The organism is Dasania sp. GY-MA-18, from assembly GCF_024734385.1.
GTDB lineage: Bacteria > Pseudomonadota > Gammaproteobacteria > Pseudomonadales > Dasaniaceae > Dasania > Dasania phycosphaerae.
The window spans coordinates 227,112-246,584 of sequence record NZ_JANHAP010000002.1 but is presented as its reverse complement, the minus strand read 5'-3'; the positions used below and the strand labels follow the sequence as shown (position 1 = coordinate 246,584).

At 48.6% G+C, this 19,473-nt stretch carries 18 protein-coding genes; 13 read left to right on the top strand and 5 right to left on the bottom strand.

Features of this window, described 5'->3' with window-relative positions:
- Entirely contained in the window at positions 1 to 2,349 is a 2,349-nt protein-coding gene (locus NO559_RS03565) for a DNA translocase FtsK (RefSeq protein WP_375542732.1), read from the bottom strand.
- A gap of 220 nt (positions 2,350 to 2,569) precedes the next feature.
- On the opposite strand from NO559_RS03565, the gene trxB reads away from it, so the two are divergent.
- From trxB to infA, 4 genes are all read left to right on the top strand, one after another.
- A complete protein-coding gene (trxB, locus tag NO559_RS03560) occupies positions 2,570 to 3,523 on the top strand; it encodes a thioredoxin-disulfide reductase (protein ID WP_258330416.1) in 954 nt (317 codons plus the stop codon).
- Between the two features lie 6 nt (positions 3,524 to 3,529).
- Complete coding sequence (aat, locus tag NO559_RS03555; RefSeq protein WP_258330415.1) at positions 3,530 to 4,243, top strand: leucyl/phenylalanyl-tRNA--protein transferase; 714 nt, start codon at positions 3,530 to 3,532, stop codon at positions 4,241 to 4,243.
- The gene (locus tag NO559_RS03550) at positions 4,236 to 4,958 is read left to right on the top strand and encodes an arginyltransferase (RefSeq protein WP_258330414.1); all 723 of its coding nucleotides are present in this window, start codon (positions 4,236 to 4,238) and stop codon (positions 4,956 to 4,958) included. The genes aat and NO559_RS03550 overlap by 8 nt, the downstream gene beginning before the upstream one ends.
- 92 nt (positions 4,959 to 5,050) lie before the next feature.
- Positions 5,051 to 5,269, top strand: coding sequence for a translation initiation factor IF-1 (gene infA, locus NO559_RS03545; RefSeq protein ID WP_258330413.1), 219 nt, complete (start codon positions 5,051 to 5,053; stop codon positions 5,267 to 5,269).
- Between the two features lie 16 nt (positions 5,270 to 5,285).
- Here infA and clpA read toward each other — a convergent pair whose 3' ends face one another.
- Positions 5,286 to 7,562 carry an ATP-dependent Clp protease ATP-binding subunit ClpA gene (gene clpA, locus NO559_RS03540; protein WP_258330412.1) on the bottom strand — a complete coding sequence of 759 codons (2,277 nt, stop codon included), beginning with the start codon at positions 7,560 to 7,562 and terminating at the stop codon, positions 5,286 to 5,288.
- Positions 7,563 to 7,594: 32 nt separating this feature from the next.
- The gene (gene clpS / locus NO559_RS03535) at positions 7,595 to 7,963 is read right to left on the bottom strand and encodes an ATP-dependent Clp protease adapter ClpS (protein ID WP_258330411.1); all 369 of its coding nucleotides are present in this window, start codon (positions 7,961 to 7,963) and stop codon (positions 7,595 to 7,597) included.
- A gap of 217 nt (positions 7,964 to 8,180) precedes the next feature.
- On the opposite strand from clpS, the gene cspD reads away from it, so the two are divergent.
- Positions 8,181 to 8,444 (top strand): cold shock domain-containing protein CspD, encoded by a 264-nt coding sequence (gene cspD / locus NO559_RS03530; protein WP_258330410.1) that lies wholly within the window; start codon positions 8,181 to 8,183, stop codon positions 8,442 to 8,444.
- A 63-nt stretch (positions 8,445 to 8,507) separates the two neighbouring features.
- On the opposite strand, the gene icd is transcribed toward cspD, so the two are convergent.
- Positions 8,508 to 9,761 (bottom strand): NADP-dependent isocitrate dehydrogenase, encoded by a 1,254-nt coding sequence (gene icd / locus NO559_RS03525; RefSeq protein WP_258330409.1) that lies wholly within the window; start codon positions 9,759 to 9,761, stop codon positions 8,508 to 8,510.
- A 71-nt stretch (positions 9,762 to 9,832) separates the two neighbouring features.
- Positions 9,833 to 12,064 (bottom strand): NADP-dependent isocitrate dehydrogenase, encoded by a 2,232-nt coding sequence (locus NO559_RS03520; RefSeq protein WP_258330408.1) that lies wholly within the window; start codon positions 12,062 to 12,064, stop codon positions 9,833 to 9,835.
- A gap of 167 nt (positions 12,065 to 12,231) precedes the next feature.
- Between NO559_RS03520 and NO559_RS03515 the strand changes: the two genes are divergently transcribed.
- The 8 genes from NO559_RS03515 to NO559_RS03480 all read left to right on the top strand — a co-directional run bounded on the left by NO559_RS03515 (position 12,232) and on the right by NO559_RS03480 (position 19,473).
- Entirely contained in the window at positions 12,232 to 12,867 is a 636-nt protein-coding gene (locus tag NO559_RS03515; RefSeq protein ID WP_258330407.1) for a pseudouridine synthase, read from the top strand.
- Positions 12,868 to 12,902: 35 nt separating this feature from the next.
- On the top strand, positions 12,903 to 13,343 hold the full coding sequence (locus NO559_RS03510; protein ID WP_258330406.1) for an NUDIX hydrolase: 441 nt from the start codon (positions 12,903 to 12,905) through the stop codon (positions 13,341 to 13,343).
- A 27-nt stretch (positions 13,344 to 13,370) separates the two neighbouring features.
- Positions 13,371 to 14,480, top strand: a complete 1,110-nt coding sequence (mnmA, locus tag NO559_RS03505; protein WP_258330405.1) for a tRNA 2-thiouridine(34) synthase MnmA — start codon at positions 13,371 to 13,373, stop codon at positions 14,478 to 14,480.
- A 23-nt stretch (positions 14,481 to 14,503) separates the two neighbouring features.
- Positions 14,504 to 15,133, top strand: coding sequence for a high frequency lysogenization protein HflD (hflD, locus tag NO559_RS03500; protein WP_258330404.1), 630 nt, complete (start codon positions 14,504 to 14,506; stop codon positions 15,131 to 15,133).
- Between the two features lie 124 nt (positions 15,134 to 15,257).
- On the top strand, positions 15,258 to 16,622 hold the full coding sequence (purB, locus tag NO559_RS03495) for an adenylosuccinate lyase (protein ID WP_258330403.1): 1,365 nt from the start codon (positions 15,258 to 15,260) through the stop codon (positions 16,620 to 16,622).
- A gap of 110 nt (positions 16,623 to 16,732) precedes the next feature.
- Positions 16,733 to 17,893, top strand: coding sequence for a cupin domain-containing protein (locus NO559_RS03490; RefSeq protein WP_258330402.1), 1,161 nt, complete (start codon positions 16,733 to 16,735; stop codon positions 17,891 to 17,893).
- Positions 17,874 to 18,791, top strand: a complete 918-nt coding sequence (locus tag NO559_RS03485; protein WP_258330401.1) for a GNAT family N-acetyltransferase — start codon at positions 17,874 to 17,876, stop codon at positions 18,789 to 18,791. Before NO559_RS03490 ends, NO559_RS03485 begins: the two co-directional genes overlap by 20 nt.
- A gap of 58 nt (positions 18,792 to 18,849) precedes the next feature.
- Positions 18,850 to 19,473, top strand: a complete 624-nt coding sequence (locus NO559_RS03480) for a hypothetical protein (protein ID WP_258330400.1) — start codon at positions 18,850 to 18,852, stop codon at positions 19,471 to 19,473.

Here is a 19,473-nt window from a genome sequence, read left to right as displayed (position 1 = left end):
CTATTCAGCAGGTGGCGGCGCTAAAACTTCTCTAGCACCGTTATGGCCCATTTCGCTGACCACACCGGCCGACTCCATGGTTTCAATTAGCCTTGCGGCGCGGTTATAACCTATACGCAGCTTACGCTGCACTGCCGAAATAGAAGCGCGACGACTGGAGGTAACAAAATGTACCGCTTCGTCGTAGAGGGCATCGGATTCATCCGCGCCACTATCACCGCCTTCGTTGGCTATGCCGGGTATATTATTGCTGGCACCATCATCGATCAGGCCTTCGATGTAAGCAGGCTCGCCACGGCGTTTCCATTCGGCAACCACTCTGTGCACTTCATCATCATCCACAAAAGCGCCATGCACCCGTATAGGTAAGCTGGTGCCCGGTGGCAAAAATAGCATATCGCCTTTGCCCAATAACTGCTCGGCACCACCTTGGTCCAGTATGGTGCGCGAATCCACCCGCGAAGACACCTGACAAGCCATACGGGTGGGCACGTTGGCTTTGATTAGACCCGTAATAACATCCACCGAAGGGCGCTGAGTACCTAATATTAAATGTATACCAGCCGCCCTGGCCTTTTGTGCGATACGGGCGATAAGCTCTTCAACTTTTTTACCTACCGTCATGATCATGTCGGCAAATTCATCTATCACCACAACTATGGCCGGTAGTTTTTCCAGCTCCTGTTGTTTGGGCGGCTCTACCCCATCAACGTGGACATAGTCTTCAGCGGGCACATAAAAGGGATCCATAATAGGCTCACCGGCCGCCTTGGCCTCGGCCACTTTGCGGTTAAAGCCCGCTAAGTTTCTCACCCCTAGTGCCGCCAATAATTTATAGCGGCGCTCCATTTCGGCCACACACCAGCGCAGGCCGTTGGCGGCCTCGTTCATATCGGTAATTACGGGGGTTAATAAATGGGGGATGCCATTGTAAACCGTGAGCTCTATAACTTTTGGATCTACCAAAATAAAGCGCACATCTGCGGGCGTGGATTTATAAAGCAAGCTCAGTAGCATTACGTTAATCAAAACCGACTTACCGGCACCGGTGGTACCGGCAACTAACAAGTGCGGCATTTTGGCTAAGTCAGCCACTACCGGCTCACCGGCAATATCATGGCCCAGGGCTAAGGTGAGTGGTGATTTAGATTCATCATAATCTTTAGATGACAGCACATCGTGGAAGTTAACAATGGCTCTGTCCTCATTGGGTATTTCTATACCCACTACCGGCTTACCCGGTATGACCTCTACCACCCGCACACTAATTACAGCCAAAGAGCGAGCAATGTCTTTGGCTATGCCCACTATCTTACTGACTTTTACACCGGTACCAGGCTGTATTTCAAAACGAGTAATCACCGGGCCGGGGAAAACTTCCACCACTTCGGCGACTACGCCAAAGTCTTTTAGTTTATGCTCCAGTAGTTTTGACATGGCCTCTAGGGCTTCGGTGGAGTAACCCTTTTTGGAGGCATTGCAAGCAGGGTTTAATAAGCTTAAGGGCGGCAAACTGCCAGTGATGGGGGCATCAAATAAAGGCTGCTGGCGCTCGCGCTCTTTGCGCTCACTGACCACCGGCTGCTGCTTAGGCATGGGTTTAATCACTGGCGGCTTTTTGCTTTTGCTTTCTTCCACATGCTTGGCAATAACCACCTTGCGCTCTTGCTGCACTTTTTGCTGGGTTTTCTTTTCCTGCCGACTGCGCCAATACTGAACGGCGCGATCGCGTATATATGAGCTAATGCTGAGTGTTACAGCGCCAAGTTTATCCATTAACCGCAACCAAGAAAGGTCGGTAAAAATAGTCATACCAAATAACAATAAAGCCAGCAAAATCAGCCGAGCACCAAACACACTGAAAGCAGCTACGGCGCTACTGGCAACTGCCTGACCTAGGATGCCGCCGTTACCAAAAGGCAGCTCAGAACTCGATACATCCCCTATCGCCGTCAAACTGGTACTGGCCACCATAACCATTAGCAGGCCCAGCACTCGTATAAAAAAGGTCCACCAGTTAAAAGGCCCTTGGCGATAGCGCTCCCTAAATAATATAGAAGCCCTATAACCCAACATTAACGGGAACAAATAAGCCATATAGCCAAACAGTGAGAAAAACACATCCGCCAGCCATGCGCCCGTGGGGCCGCCGCGATTAGCCAGGCTTTGGCCACTGCCGGTATCTGACCAGCCTGGGTCAGCTGAGTTATAGGTCAACAGGGCAACGAGCAAATAGACAAATACCGCAAACACCCCAATCAACGCCCCTTCGCGCAAGCGTGGGGCAAATTTTTCGGCGGCAATATTTTGAGTAGATTTTTCAGCAGTAACTGGTTTATTCAAAGCCAATTATTCCTTTGCCTTGCAAGGCTTTTATTCTTAAAAATTGGCCCAATATTATCACCTACACAGCTAAATTGCTGCCCCTGATGGCCAATTAAGCTAGCGACTCAATCACAGATAAAGGCTTTAGCCCTATCTGGATTTGAATTATGATAGTGGGCTGCATAGGCGCCCACTGTATACAATTCAACCGCCTCACCACACTCACACAATACACAGGTTTTATATGAGCGATATCCAGCACCATCCACTGATCATTTTAGGCTCCGGTCCTGCCGGCTACACCGCTGCTGTTTATGCTGCCCGGGCTAACTTAAACCCGGTATTAATTACCGGCATGCAGCAAGGTGGCCAGCTCACCACGACTACCGAGGTTGATAACTGGCCAGGTGACGTAGAAGGCTTACAAGGCCCCGACTTGATGGTGCGCATGCAGCAGCACGCCGAGCGCTTTGACACCCAGATTCTATTTGACCACATTGAAGAAGCCCAGCTACAACAACGCCCCTTTATCCTAAAAGGCAATAGCGCCACTTACAGCTGCGATGCGCTGATTATTTGTACTGGCGCCTCAGCCCAATACCTGGGCCTAGAATCAGAACAAGCCTTTATGGGCAAAGGCGTTAGCGCCTGCGCCACCTGCGATGGTTTTTTCTACAGGGATAAAAAAGTTGCAGTTATAGGCGGCGGTAACACGGCCGTAGAAGAAGCACTATACCTATCCAATATTGCCTCCGAGGTCACCCTGGTACACCGCCGTGAAGGCCTGCGCGCTGAGAAAATCCTGCAAGACAAGCTGTTTGAAAAAGAGAAAAACGGCAATATCACCATTATGTGGAACCATACTCTAGATGAAGTAACGGGCGACGACATGGGCGTAAGCGGCTTAAATCTGCGCAGCACCAAAGATGACAGTATCACCAGCATAGATGTAGAAGGTGTATTTATTGCTATAGGCCACAAACCCAATACCGATATTTTTGCCGGCCAGCTGGATATGAAAGACGGCTATATCAAAATCAACAGCGGCTTAGAAGGCAATGCCACAGGCACCTCTATAGAGGGCGTTTTTGCCGCTGGCGATGTGGCGGATCATATCTATCGTCAAGCCGTAACTTCAGCAGGCGCAGGCTGTATGGCAGCACTGGATGCCGAGCGTTACCTAGACGATTTAGCTTAACAATTAATGACCACACTGCCCTGGCTGGACCCCGACGAGCTGTATTTCCCACCCACCGATACCGCTCTAACCGAACCCAATGGCCTACTGGCCGCCGGGGCAGATTTAAACCCGCAGCGCTTATTGCTGGCCTATCAACAGGGCATATTCCCTTGGTATGAACCCGGCGAGCCTATACTGTGGTGGTCACCCAGCCCTAGAGCGGTGCTCTTCCCCCAACACATACATATATCCAAAAGCCTCAACAAGCGCTTAAAACGACAAGAATTTACCGTCACTTGTGACCAGCAATTTATAGCGGTAATCCAAGCCTGCGCCGACACACCCAGAAAGGGCCAGCCCGGCACCTGGATTAGCGATGACATCATTGCCGCCTACACCACCCTGCACCAACAAGGCCACGCTCACTCTGTAGAGGTCTGGCATAATGACCGCTTGGTCGGTGGCTTATACGGTATTAATATAGGGCAAGTATTTTTTGGTGAATCCATGTTTAGCCATAGCACTGACGCCTCAAAAATAGCCTTTGTCGCTCTGGCGCAAAATTTAGCCGCCTGGGGCTACCCATTAATTGACTGCCAAGTCGCCAACCCCCACCTAACAACACTGGGGGCCGAGGAAATAGACCGCAGCCGATTTAACCACCACCTGCAAAACTACATCTTAAAAGCTGGCGTTAGCGACTGGCAGGCGAATTGGCGGGGCCCTCAGCATGTCTAACAGAGAGCTAATCAATCTAGAGCAACTAAAATTTTATAGCACCCGTGAACACCCCTGCAGCTATTTACCGCAAGAATTAGCCACCACCCTGTTTTTAGATCCAGAACAAAAGGTAGAGCAACCCCTGTACAGCGCCCTATCCGACTTTGGCTTTAGGCGCAGCGGCAATAATATTTATCGCCCCCACTGTGCTAGTTGCCAGCAATGCATCTCCATACGCATACCCTGCCAATCATTTTGCCCCAGCCGGCAGCAACGCCGCATACACAAACGCAATGCCGACCTGCAGTGCCAGGAAGTAAGCTCTATAGATAATGATGAGTGCTATGCGCTATTTGAGAAATACATCAACCTGCGTCATGCCGATGGCGACATGTACCCCACCAGCCGCCCTGACTATGTGAACTTTCTCTGCACCCCTAACAACTACAGCCGTTATTTTACTTTTCGCTTAAAGGAGCAGCTTATTGCCGTTGCCCTGGCTGATCAGCTAGAGCAAGGATTATCAGCGGTATATAGCTTTTTCGACCCCGATCACGACAAGCGCAGCTTGGGCACTTATATGATTTTATGGCAACTAGAAGAGTGCAGCCGCTTAGGGCTACACGCACTCTACTTAGGCTACTGGATTAAAAACTGCCAAAAAATGCGTTATAAATCAGCTTTTAGGCCACTAGAGCTTTATATAAACCAGCAATGGCTGCAGCTAAATTAATTCTCTTTTGATTCTCAGGTGATTTTAGGTACAATGCGCGCAGTTTTTCGTCGGCTAGGCGATTGTATTTAAACCATCGAGGTAAGTGCCGAATGGCAAAAGAAGATCAAATTGAAATGGAAGGTGAGGTGATAGACACCCTACCTAACACAACGTTCCGTGTAGAATTAGAGAACGGCCACATAGTAACAGCTCACATATCAGGCAAAATGCGCAAAAACTATATACGCATTTTAACAGGTGACAAAGTTCGCGTAGAACTGACTCCTTACGATTTAAGCAAGGGCCGCATCACCTACCGCGCCCGCTAATTGCCTGCCGAGGCGCTTATACCAGCGCCTCTTCTGCTTCCTCCACCTCTAGTACCAACTTACCAGCACTCTCACTGATATGTACTATGCCGCCTTTCTCTGAAAGCGCGCCAAACAACACCATTTCTGCCAGTGGCTTTTTAATATGCTCTTGTATGACTCTAGCCATAGGTCTTGCACCCATAGTTTTGTCATAGCCTTCGCTAACCAACCAGCGCCTAGCACTGTCATCAACATGCAAAGTAACTGACTTGTCATCCAGCTGCCCTTGTAGCTCAACTAAGAATTTATCCACCACAGTTAACACCACTTCTTCCGGCAAAGCCTTAAACTGCACTATGCCATCTAAACGGTTACGGAACTCTGGAGTAAACAATCGGCTAATCGCTTCCATGGCATCGGTACTATGATCTTGCTCAGAAAACCCTATAGAGCGGCGACTGATATTTTCAGCACCGGCATTGGTAGTCATGATAAAGATTACGTTTCTGAAATCAGCTTTTCTGCCGTTGTTGTCTGTAAGTGTGCCGTGATCCATAACCTGTAATAACAGGTTAAACACTTCGGGATGCGCTTTTTCTATCTCATCAAGCAACACAACACTGTGAGGGTGCATAGTGACCGCCTCGGTTAACAAGCCCCCCTGATCAAAGCCCACATAACCCGGAGGCGCACCGATCAAGCGTGACACCGTATGGCGCTCCATATACTCAGACATATCAAAGCGTATTAACTCTAAGCCAAGAATTTTAGCCAGCTGCGCTGTCACCTCGGTTTTACCTACACCGGTAGGCCCGGCCAATAGGAATGAACCTATGGGTTTCTGCACCGGCTTTAAGCCAGCCCTAGCCATTTTGATAGATGTGGCCAACGAGCCTATGGCCTCATCCTGACCAAACACCACCATTTTTAAATTGTCTTCTAACTTGAGCAGCTGCTCTTTATCGTTGGAAGAAACAGACTTAGGCGGTATACGCGCAATGGTTGCCACTATGCTTTCTATCTCGGCAACATTGATCACCTTCTTGCGTTTGTCTGGCGCCTGCAGGCGCTGATAGGCCCCTGCCTCGTCAATAACGTCTATGGCCTTGTCAGGCATAAACCTGTCGTTAATATAGCGCTCCGACAATTCTGCGGCGGCCTGCAAGGCTTTATCGGTATATTGCAGGTCGTGATGCTCTTCAAAACGGCTTTTTAGGCCCTTTAGAATCTTAAAGGTGTCCTCAACCGAGGGCTCAGCCACATCCACTTTTTGAAAGCGGCGGCTCAGCGCCCTGTCCTTTTCAAAAATACCGCGGTATTCCTGAAAGGTGGTGGAGCCTATGCAACGCAAACGCCCTGAGCTTAACAGGGGCTTTAATAAGTTAGAGGCATCCATCACCCCACCCGAAGCTGCACCGGCACCGATGATGGTATGAATCTCATCGATAAATAAAATAGCGTGCTCGCGTCGTCTTAAATCTGCCAGCAGGCCTTTAAAGCGCTTCTCAAAGTCACCGCGGTATTTAGTGCCAGCCAATAAAGCGCCCATATCCAAGGAGTAAACCGTGCTCTCCTTTAAAATATCAGGGACTTCGCCATCGACTATCATCTTGGCCAAGCCCTCAGCGATAGCGGTTTTACCTACGCCGGACTCACCCACTAATAAGGGATTATTTTTGCGGCGGCGCGATAGTATCTGCGCGACCCGCTCAACCTCAGTATCACGCCCCACCAATGGGTCTATACGGCCCAGCTTGGCCTCTTCATTTAAGTTGGTGGCGTAATTATCCAGCGGCCTTTGATCTTGCTCAGTAGCCACGCCATCCTCATCAAGCGGGGTACGGTCGTGCTCTAAACTGTGATCGCTATGGCCGGCCACCTTGGAAATACCATGGGTAATATAATTAACAATATCCAAACGAGCGACGCTTTGCTGTTTAAGAAAATAGACAGCCTGGCTCTCTTGCTCAGAAAAAATCGCCACCAAAACATTAGCACCGGTGACTTCTTTTTTGCCCGAGGACTGAACATGAAATACTGCTCTTTGCAGCACTCTCTGAAAACCTAGGGTTGGTTGCGTTTCACGCTCTAAGTCTCGCTCGGGAATCAGCGGTGTAGTGGAGTCGACAAAGTCGACCAAATCTGTACGTAGGCGGCCTAGGTCAGTGCCACAGGCCATTAATACATCAGCAGCGATATCATTATCAATTAATGCCAGTAGCAAATGCTCTACTGTCATAAATTCATGCCTTTTGGTACGGGCCCCTTTGAATGCCTGATTTAATGTCAGTTCAAGGTCTTTGCTTAGCATAGACGTATACTCCGAAACATAATTACGTTTGCTTAGTCTTCAGAAGGCTCAACTTCCGACAATAGCGGATGCTGACACTCTCTGGCATATTGATTCACCTGCTCGGCTTTAGTTTCCGCGATATCACGAGTATAAAGCCCACAGATTCCCTTACCCTTTGTATGTACCGTTAGCATCACCTGCGTTGCCTGCTCCCTATCCATATTGAAGAAAGTTTCTAAAACCTCTACCACAAATTCCATCGGGGTATAATCATCGTTTAGCAACACTACCCGATACATCCGAGGCCGCTTTAATTCCGGCTTAGCGTACTCAAGTGCTAGATCACCATCATCGTAGTTTGGTAAATCTTCGTCATCACTCATAGATAATGTTAGTAGAAGATTTTCATGTTTACCCATAACTATGCTCATATCTTTAAAAATTACAAAAATGTGGGTCAATTTTACCCAATTTGATTATATTTCAGCCAGACCTCTTGACTATTGATCAAAAAATGTTAAATAGGAAGGCGTTTCTACTTCTTAGGAACAGAGAGAGCGGCACCTCATAATAATAAATTAGGTGGTGTTAATGAAACAAATACGCCTTTTAAGGCAATAATAAAAGGGCCTCTTCATGTACACAGGAATGGTCAAGTGGTTTAACAATGCAAAAGGGTATGGCTTTATCTTATCGGAAGATGGTGGTGGCGATATTTTTGCCCATTACTCAGCTATCGATATGGACGGCTATAAAACACTAAAAGCGGGTCAAACTGTCACGTTTGAAACTGAGCAAGGCCCCAAGGGCTTACACGCTACCCAGATTCAGGCGGTTGAACCCCAAACAGAAAAGCAGCCTAGCCCCGAACAACAAGAACCCGAGCTAGCAGCAAATTAACCCCCAGCGGCTACTAGCAATAACTAAATGCTAGCAACCAAAAAGCCACCAGGGGTTTAACGGTTACATACCTTTAATAATTGCTTCGCCAAACTCTGAGCAAGACAGTAGAGTTGCGTCTTCCATCAAACGATCGAAGTCATAGGTAACGGTTTTTGCCTGTATAGCATTATTCATACCATCAATAATCAAGTCCGCCGCCTCATTCCAGCCCAAGTGACGCAACATCATTTCTGCCGAAAGGATTAATGAACCAGGATTCACCTTATCTTGACCAGCATACTTAGGCGCAGTGCCATGGGTAGCCTCAAAGATAGCTACTTTATCGCTTAGATTGGCACCGGGAGCAATACCTATACCCCCCACCTGCGCTGCCAATGCATCAGAGAGATAATCACCGTTAAGGTTTAATGTTGCTATAACGCTGTACTCATCGGGGCGCAATAACACTTGCTGCAACATAGCGTCAGCAATCACGTCTTTTACTACTATCTGCTTGCCAGTGTTGGGGTTTTTAAAGCTCATCCATGGGCCGCCATCTAACAACTCAGCGCCAAACTCAGCCTGGGCCAACTCATAGCCCCAATCCTTAAACGAACCTTCGGTGAACTTCATGATATTACCCTTGTGCACCAAGGTTAATGAAGGCAGGTCTTGATCGATAGTGTATTGCAAGGCTTTACGTACCAGGCGCTGGGTACCCTCTTTAGAAACAGGCTTAATGCCTATACCACAGTCGGTATCAAAACGGATTTTGGTAACACCCATTTCTTCCTGTAAAAACTTAATCACCTTGGTGGCTTCGTCGGTACCTGCACGCCACTCTATACCACAGTAAATATCCTCACTGTTCTCCCTGAAAATCACCATATTGGTTTTTTCAGGCTCTTTAACGGGCGAAGGCACGCCTTCAAACCAGCGCACAGGGCGCAAACACGTGTATAAATCCAGCTCCTGACGCAAGGCAACATTCAGCGAGCGAAAGCCCCCGCCCACAGGGGTGGTTAGCGGCCCTTTAATGCCTACCGAATAGTCTTTTAATACCTCCAGCGTTTCCGCGGGAAACCAGTCACCATCGTATAGCTCAGCAGCTTTTTCACCGGTATACACTTCCATCCAGCTGATTTGCTTACTGCCGTTGTAAGCCTTTTTAACGGCAGCATCGACAACTTTAATCATAACAGGGCTAATATCTACACCTATGCCATCACCTTCAATAAAAGGAATAATGGGCTGATCAGGCACATTTAATGTGTTATCAGCATTGACGGTGATCTTCTCACCTACGCTAGGTACTTTTATGTGTTGATAAGGCATATGCTAATGCTCCTTACAAATTTTCATTATCGATGGCTACAATAGCCAAACGCGCATCTTGGCCCGTTAGTTTAGGCGAAAGAGGCCAATGCTGCATTCAAAGTGCTACTGGGACGCATGGCGGCTTCCGTTTTAGCACTATTTGGGTGGTAATAGCCACCTATATCAATAGCCTGTCCTTGGCTGGCATTGAGCTCTTCTATAATCACCGCCTCGTTACTGCTTAACGCCTCTAGCAGGGGCTTAAACTGCTGCTGCAACTGAAGATCATCATTTTGCGCAACCAGCGCCTGCGCCCAGTATAAGGCTAAATAAAAATGACTGCCGCGATTATCTAAAGTCCCCACCCTACGCTGTGGCGACTTATTCTCTTGCAAGAATTTTGTCGTGGCTTGATCTAAGCACTTAGCCAGCACCTGCGCTTTGCCGTTGTTGTTCTTGTGGGCTATATCTTCCAAAGATACCGCCAAGGCCAAAAACTCACCCAAGGAATCCCAGCGTAAATGCCCTTCTTCGGTAAATTGCTGCACATGCTTAGGTGCAGAGCCGCCAGCACCTGTTTCAAACATGCCGCCGCCGTTCATTAAAGGAACGATGGAAAGCATTTTCGCACTGGTGCCTAACTCCATAATCGGGAACAAATCGGTTAAGTAATCTCTTAGCACATTACCGGTTACCGAAATGGTATCTTTACCTTTAATAATACGCTCTAGGGTAAAACGCATCGCCATAACTGGCGCCATAATGCGTATACGTAGGCCTTCGGTATCGTGATCTTTTAGATATTTTTTAACCTTTTTGATCATTTGCACATCATGAGCGCGGTTTTCATCTAACCAAAATATGGCTGGCACACCGGTGGCTCTGGCGCGGTTAACCGCTAGCTTCACCCAATCCTGTATAGGTAGATCTTTAGCCTGACACATGCGCCATATATCGCCTTCTTCAACGCTGTGTTCAAAGATCACCTTATCATTTTGATCAATTACCCGAATAACACCTTCGACCTCAACCTCAAAGGTCTTATCGTGAGAGCCATACTCTTCTGCTTTTTGCGCCATTAAACCTACGTTGGGCACAGTGCCCATAGTGGTGGGATCGAAGGCGCCATGGGTTTTACAGAAATTGATCATTTCTTGATAAATCGTGGCGTAAGTGCTTTCGGGCATAATGGCCTTGGTATCTTTTAATTTGCCATCGGGCGCCCACATTTTACCACCCTCGCGTATCATTGCCGGCATGGACGCATCAACAATAACATCACTAGGTACATGTAGGTTTGAAATACCTTTATCAGAATTAACCATTGCTAAAGGCGGCCTATCGACATAGATGTCACGTATATCGCGCTCTATCTCTTCTTGTAAGGTACGCGGTAGCTGTTTGATTTTTTCGTAAACATTACCTAAACCATTGTTAGGGTTAACACCGATCTCTTCAAAAGTTTCGGCATATTTTTCAAAAATTTCTTTATAAAAAACTTTTACTGCATGGCCAAAAACAATGGGGTGAGAAACCTTCATCATAGTGGCCTTTACGTGCAACGATAACAACACGTCAGTTTCTTTGGCGTCTTGAATTTGCTCTTCAAGAAAGGCACATAATGCTTTTTTGCTCATGCGCATGGCATCAATAACTTCACCAGCCAGTAAATCAATATTACTTTTTAAAACCTTGGTCTCACCTGCAGTATTAGTATGCTCTATACGTACCGTGCAGGCCTCTGCAACCGTGCAGGATTGCTCGCTAGAATAAAAATCTCCACCACGCATATAGGCCGCATGGGTACGCGATGCAGGGCTCCACTTACCCATTTTATGAGGGTTAGTACGAGCATATTGTTTAACCGCTGGTGGCGCACGTCTATCTGAGTTGCCTTCACGCAACACGGGGTTGACCGCACTGCCTAAAATTTTGGTATAACGGCTTTGTATGCTTTTTTCCTCTTCGCTACGAGGCTCATCAGGGTAAGCGGGTATATCAAAACCTTGTGCCTGTAACTCAGCAATAGCGGCTTTTAGCTGTGGAATAGACGCGCTGATATTGGGCAGTTTAATAATATTGGCTTCGGGCTTAAGAGTAAGCTCGCCCAATTCAGCAAGCGTGTCGCTCACTTTTTGATCATCGGTTAAATTTTCGGGAAAACTCGCCAAGATTCTTGCCGCAACAGAAATATCTTTAGACACAACATCAATGTCTGCAGCTTGGGTAAATGTTTTAACAATGGGGAGTAAAGAATACGTGGCTAAGGCAGGTGCTTCGTCTGTTTGGGTATAGACGATGGTTGAACGTTTATCGGTCATAATAATTCCTATGCTGTAATGGCTATGTCGCCCGAGGCCCTGCTGTTAGCAATTTTTGATTGCTACGTTTCACGACCTCACCGCTATGAAAGCGCGCGGATTATAGCAGCAAGCTATCTGTTCTGATAGCTGGTAATATTAATTGCATACCCATTAAATATTTTCTTATGTCCAAACTTATTCTATTTAACAAGCCCTTTAATGTGCTTAGCCAGTTCACTGACGATGCTGGCCGCGACACTTTAAAACGCTACCTGCCCAATATAAAAGACTGCTACCCCGCAGGCCGTCTAGACTACGACTCAGAAGGTTTACTGCTGCTTACTGATAACGGAACACTGCAGCATCGCATCAGCCACCCCGCTCACAAATTAGCCAAAACTTACTGGGTACAAGTAGAGGGGCAGCCCAGAGATGAGGACCTCAAGCCACTGCAGCAAGGCATACTGCTAAGTGATGGTCCTTGCCTACCCGCGCAAGTTAGCCGCATCGCCGAACCCCAGCTATGGCCACGCAACCCGCCAGTGCGACAACGCCAACATATACCTACCGCTTGGTTAGAAATCACCATTACCGAAGGCCGCAACCGCCAAGTCAGACGTATGACTGCCGCCGCCGGCTTCCCCACCTTGCGGCTAGTTCGCGTACGCATAGGCAGCTGGAACTTGGACGGCATCAACCCAGGCCAATACCAAGAACTACAGGTTCACGCTCCGCAAACAGCTAAAAAAACCACCAAACAGCGCCCAAAAAACAAAAACTCGCACAAACGGCATACCACTAAACGCGGCCGCCGCTTATAATGCACAGCCAAATATTTAAGCCCAAGAGTAGTAATATGGAATGGCAGCCACACGTAACCGTTGCAACGGTTATTGAGCGTGATGAAAAATTTTTATTGGTAGAAGAACTATCCAATGGCGAGCAAGTCTACAATCAGCCCGCTGGCCACCTAGACCCTAACGAAACCCTAGAACAGGCCGCAGTACGCGAAACCCTAGAGGAAACCGGCTGGGACATAGAGCTGCAAGGCCTATTAGGTGTCGCGCTGTATGAGTCACCCCATAACAGCATTACCTACCACCGCACCACTTTCTACGGCAAGGCGCTTAAACACCACCCCGAGCGCGCGCTAGATGATGGCATCATTCAGGCGGTATGGATGAGTTACGAGGAATTAGTCGCCAGCTCTGATAAACTACGCTCGCGCTTAGTGCTAAGTGCCATAGAGCAGTACCGCAACGGCCACCGCTACCCTTTAGATTTTATATATCGCTAACAGCCATTCACACAACTAAGCAACCTCATGACACACACTCCTAACACCCCAGCAAAAGTTATCGTCGGCATGTCCGGCGGCGTAGACTCCTCCGTTGCCGCCCTACTGTTACAGCAACAAGGCTATGAGGTGGAAGGCTTGTTTATGAAAAACTGGGATGAGGACGATGGCACCGAGTACTGCACTGCCAAAGATGACCTCGCCGACGCCGAGCAAGTCTGCCAAAAGCTGGGCTTAAAACTGCATACCGCCAATTTTGCCGCCGAATACTGGGATAATGTTTTTGAGCATTTTTTAGCCGAATACAAAGCCGGTCGCACACCCAACCCTGACATACTGTGCAACCGCGAAATTAAATTTAAAGCCTTTTTAGAATACGCCCTCACCCTGGGGGCTGACTATATCGCCACCGGCCACTATGTGCGCCGCTCCGCGGACGATAACAACGCCCAGCTATTAAAAGGCCTGGATGACAACAAAGATCAAAGCTACTTTTTGCACGCCGTAGGCGGCGAAGAAATAGGCAAAACCTTATTTCCAGTAGGCGAAATGGAAAAACCTGCCGTGAGGGCCCTAGCCGAACAGCACGACCTGGTCACCCACAACAAAAAAGACAGCACCGGCATTTGTTTTATAGGCGAGCGCCGGTTTAAAGACTTTTTAGAACAGTACCTACCCGCTCAACCCGGTGCCATAGAAGACGTAGATGGCAATCCCATGGGTGAACACAGCGGCCTGATGTACCACACCATAGGTCAGCGCCAAGGCTTAGGCATAGGCGGCGTAAAAGGCGCCGGAGACGAGCCCTGGTATGTGGTAGACAAAGACCTGAGCCGCAATGTTTTAATTATCGCCCAAGGCAAGCACCACCCTAGGCTATACAAGACCGGCTTATTACTCAGCGAAATACATTGGATTAACCATCAAGCCCCAGAGCTGCCCTTGCGCTGTATGGCGAAAACACGCTATCGCCAGCAAGACCAAGCCTGCCAAATACTGGCCGATGGCGATGGCTACCAAGTACTGTTTGATGAACCCCAGCGCGCCATTACTCCAGGGCAATCTCTGGTGCTTTACCAAGACGACATATGTCTAGGCGGCGGCATTATTGAACAAGCCATTAACACAAAGCCCTAAGCTATTAATATTTAAGGAAAACCTTGCAAGATTTAAGCCCTAGCCAATCCCAGGCTCTAGCGCTGGCCGCACTGCTGCAAAGCGCTCAATTAGTCGATCAAATAGCGGTAACCGGCAAGGCACAGCCTGAAGCCTTCAACCCGCTACTGCAAAGCCTATTTGCCTTTGATAGCGAGCATCCCGCCGCCATTTATGGCGGAGTCTACGGTGTAGAGCCCGGCCTAAAGCTGCTTATCACCGCGCTAGCAGGTAGCACTAACGGCAGCTATCGCTCAGTAATACGCTATGCATTGGCCATGATTCACTTAGAGGGCAAGCTCAGTAAAGATGCCGATCAGCTTAAAATCATTGCAAACAGATTGCAGCACATACACTTTAACTCAGAGCATTTTACTAATGATATCAACACGATATCGACCAGTGTTGCAGCAGTTTATAAGGATACGATTAGCACCTACAAAAGCCGCATACACGTGAGCGGCAACGCCATACACCTGCAAAGCAGCGACAACGCCGACAAAATTCGTGCCCTGCTGTTAGCCGGTATTAGGGCTGCCGTCTTGTGGCGGCAAATGGGCGGCAAGCGCTGGCATTTTCTCACTTCACGCAGGCGCCTATTACAGGCGGCACAAAGCCTGATAAATCCGCAATAGGCGCTGAAAACAGCGCCCAGTTCGTGTATGATGCGCAGCTTTCTTGGCTACGCCCTACTTCTAAGCTCCTCAGCCTTGACCGCTGGCAACGGGCTTTTATTGACTCACAGTGAGATTTAACACCATGGATTTATCTGCGCTTTCCGCAATTTCACCTATAGATGGCCGCTACGGCAGCAAAACTGCGTCCTTACGCACTGTATTTAGCGAGTTTGGCTTAATCAAAAACCGCGTAACCGTAGAGATACGCTGGTTACAAAAACTGGCCCAGCACCCGCAGATTGCTGAAGTCCCCGCCTTTGATGAGCAAGCCAACGCTCTGCTTAATAGCATTGTTGATAATTTTTCTGAGCAAGATGCCCAAGCCGTAAAAAACATAGAAGCTACCACCAACCACGATGTTAAAGCGGTTGAGTACTTCATCAAGCAAAAAATAGAGACTAACGCCCAGCTTAAAGCCGTTACCGAGTTTGTACACTTTGCCTGTACTTCAGAAGATATTAACAACCTTTCCCATGCCTTAATGCTACGCGAAGGCCGTGAGGTGGTACTTGCTGAAATAGACGCCATTATCGATACTCTGGCTGCACAAGCCAAACAGTTTGCCAGCGTCCCCTTGCTGTCACGTACCCATGGCCAAACTGCCAGCCCCTCCACAGTAGGTAAAGAATTTGCCAACGTCGTCGCCCGTATGCGCAGACAGCGCGAGCAAATTGCCAAGGTAGAGCTACTGGGTAAAATCAACGGCGCGGTAGGCAACTACAACGCCCACCTTTCCGCCTACCCCGATATAGACTGGGAAGAAAACGCCAAAAGCTTTATCGAAAGCCTAGGCCTAAGCTTCAACCCCTATACCACCCAAATCGAGCCACACGATTATATCGCCGAGCTATTTGATGCCCAGGCTCGCTTTAACACTATATTAATTGACTTGGATCGCGACATTTGGGGCTACATCTCTTTAGGTTACTTCAAGCAAAAAGTAGTAGCCGGTGAAGTAGGCTCATCCACTATGCCGCACAAAGTTAACCCCATAGATTTTGAAAACTCAGAGGGCAACCTAGGCCTAGCCAACGCCATGCTGTCACATATGGCTAGCAAACTGCCCATCTCGCGCTGGCAGCGCGACCTTACCGACTCTACCGTATTGCGCAATATGGGGGTAGGTATGGCTTACAGCCTTATCGCCTATGCCGCCACCTTAAAAGGCCTGGGCAAACTAGAACTTAACGCCCAACGCCTAGCAGAAGACCTGGAAAACAGCTGGGAAATTTTAGCCGAACCCATACAAACCGTCATGCGCCGCTACAACATAGAAGAACCTTATGAAAAGCTAAAAGCGCTAACCCGCGGCCAGGCTATCAACCAGCAAACCATAGCCGCCTTTATAGAAACACTGGATATGCCCGAAGAAGCCAAAGCTGGCCTACGCGCATTAACCCCGGCCAACTATATAGGCAACGCCATAGCCCAGGCAGAGCGCATTTAATAACGCATTATCTTTTTCAGCCTCGCATAGCGGGGCTTTTTTTTAAATGACTTTTTTAAGTGACTTGTTAGCTTACTTTTTTTAGATTATTTGTTCACGAAGCCACCACTATGACGCTAAGCAATTTTGACAAAGACGACTTCTTAAAAAACTACTGGCAAAAAAAGCCCTTGCTCATACGCAATGCCCTGCCAGATTTTCACAGCCCGCTCTCACCTGATGAGCTGGCGGGCCTGGCTTGCGAAGAAGACATAGAGTCACGCTTAATCGTAGGCGCCGATCAACAGTGGCAGCTCACCCACGGCCCCTTAGAGGACCATCATTTTGAAGCACTGCCCGAGCGCGAGTGGACATTACTGGTACAGGCGGTAGATCACTGGATGCCCGAGGTGGCCAGCTTGATTGATAACTTTAATTTTATCCCCTACTGGCGCATAGACGACATCATGGTCAGCTATGCTGCCGATGGCGGCTCGGTAGGCCCACACTACGACAACTACGATGTTTTTTTAGTGCAGGGCTTAGGGCAAAGGCGCTGGCAGCTGGGTCAATACTGCCATGACAGTGAAGCCCATATCCCCCATGAACAACTCAAAATCCTGCAACACTTTGATAGCCAACAAGAGTGGCTGCTCAACCCTGGCGATATACTCTATGTACCTCCGCGCTACGCGCACTGGGGTGTGGGAGCAGGTGAAGACTGCATGACTTACTCGGTGGGCTTTCGCGCCCCCAGCCACAGCGAAATACTGTCGCATTTTTGCGATTTTCAATTAGCTCAGCTCAACCAGCAGCAGCGTTTTCAAGATCCAGCCATAGCCTCCAACCAGCCGCCCGGTGAAATCAATGCTGCCAGCATTGAATATATACAGGCAGTGTTGCAGCAACAACTTAACAACCCCGCCGCCATCGCTCAGTGGTTTGGCCAGTATATGACTGAACCCAAATACCCACAGCTGCACGAAGACGAAAGCCTGGACCTGAGCCTCAGCGAATTAAATAACCAGCTAACTACTCAGCCCTACGCCTACAAAAACCCAGCCTCTAGGCTGGCCTATACCAGTACCGCGCAGGGCTTAGCGTTTTTTGTCGATGGCAAGCATATTGCCAGCAGCCCAGCCAGCGCCGAGTTAATACAGCTGCTGTGTAATCAACAGCACTACCCCAGCAGCAGCCTCAGCGATATGCTGAACAGCGAAGAAAATAAAGCTTTAATATTGTCACTTTTTAATAGCGGCGTATTATATTTTTATGACGACGATACTGATTAAACAAGTCAGCTGGCAACAACATCAGCCCGAGCTACAAGCACTGCGCCAGCAAGTATTTGTAGTCGAACAAAAAGTGCCTGCAGAGTTAGAGTGGCAAGCTGATGACGAAGACGCTTATCACTGGTTAGCCTACGGCCCACAACAACAAGTATTAGGCTGCGCCCGCCTGCTCAAAACCGGCACCCTAGGGCGCATGGCCATTGCTAAAACTGCCCGCGGGCAAAATATTGGTTTGCGACTATTACAAGCCGCTATGGATTTTGCCCAACAACAACTGGGCCTTGCCGAAGTACATTTATCTGCACAAACCCACGCCTTGGGCTTTTACCAAAAAGCGGGGTTTGTCAGCGAGGGGGCCGAATACCACGAGGCGGGCATCCCCCACATCCACATGCGCAAAAAGCTTAGCCCGCAGCCGCAGCTGGGTATCAGTAACGGTAAATTTTTTGTGTCGCAACACAAAAACACCGTGCTCACTATGGCTCAGCAGTGCCGCAGGCAGCTACGAATTTTGGATTACAACTTAAATCCCGCCGTTTTTGACAACCAAGCCTTGGTCGATGCCGTCTCTGCGCTGGCTCGCCGGCACCGTAACAGCAGCATCAAACTTTTACTGATAGATAGCCAAGCTGTAATTAAACGTGGCCACGGTTTATTAAAACTGCAGCGTAAACTATCCTCATCCATAGCTATTAAACAGCTCAGCGATGATACGGGCGTCAGTGATAATTTAGTGCTGGCCGATGACTGCGGGGTGATAGTCCAATCGCTGGTAAACCCCGAAACGATTTGGGCTGACTTTAATAATAAGCCGGTTGCGCAAAGCAAAATTGACCACTTTGAAATACTATGGGGGCAGGCCAATGCCAATAACGACTTTAGATTGTTGGATTTATAAAGCCGCTAGGCTGAACCACCTTATAGTTATTGCCCTATTGCTATGCAACCAATGGGTGATGGCTGCAAGCACAACCGTCATCTACGAGCCCCAACACAGCCATGCGCAACAGCTGCAACAACGCATAGAGCAACTCTACCCGCAAGCACGGGTTAGCAGCCAGCAACAACAGCTAGTGGTACGCGCTGCCAGCGCAGAGCAAGCCAGCGAAATAGCTGAACTACTGGCCATTATGGATAAACCCATACAACAATTTATCGTCACCCTTAGCAGCAGCCCACAACAAGCCAATCACAGCAGTTACTCCACCCGCAGCAATAAGCTCGCCCAGCGCTATAGCTTGGCCAGCGATGAAACCTTGACCGTTGAGTATGCTCAGCAACACCGAGATGTGGTGGCAGTACACCGCTATTACGGCGCTTTACACGGGGCTCATCTGGCAAACCAAGACCATAAGCATCACAGCCTCAGCATACAGCTGCGCAGCTTGGGCCCACAGCAGGTACAGTTAGACTACAAGCTCTACCAATTACAAAACGGTGAGCGTAGCCGTATCAGCAACAGCCGTATTGTCAATTTAGATGAGTGGTTGGCTTTAGAAGGGCAACACGCGCAACAGCCGGGCACCATCAGCACACGCAGCGGCAACGCTATCTACATACTGATACAAAATGCTAACTAA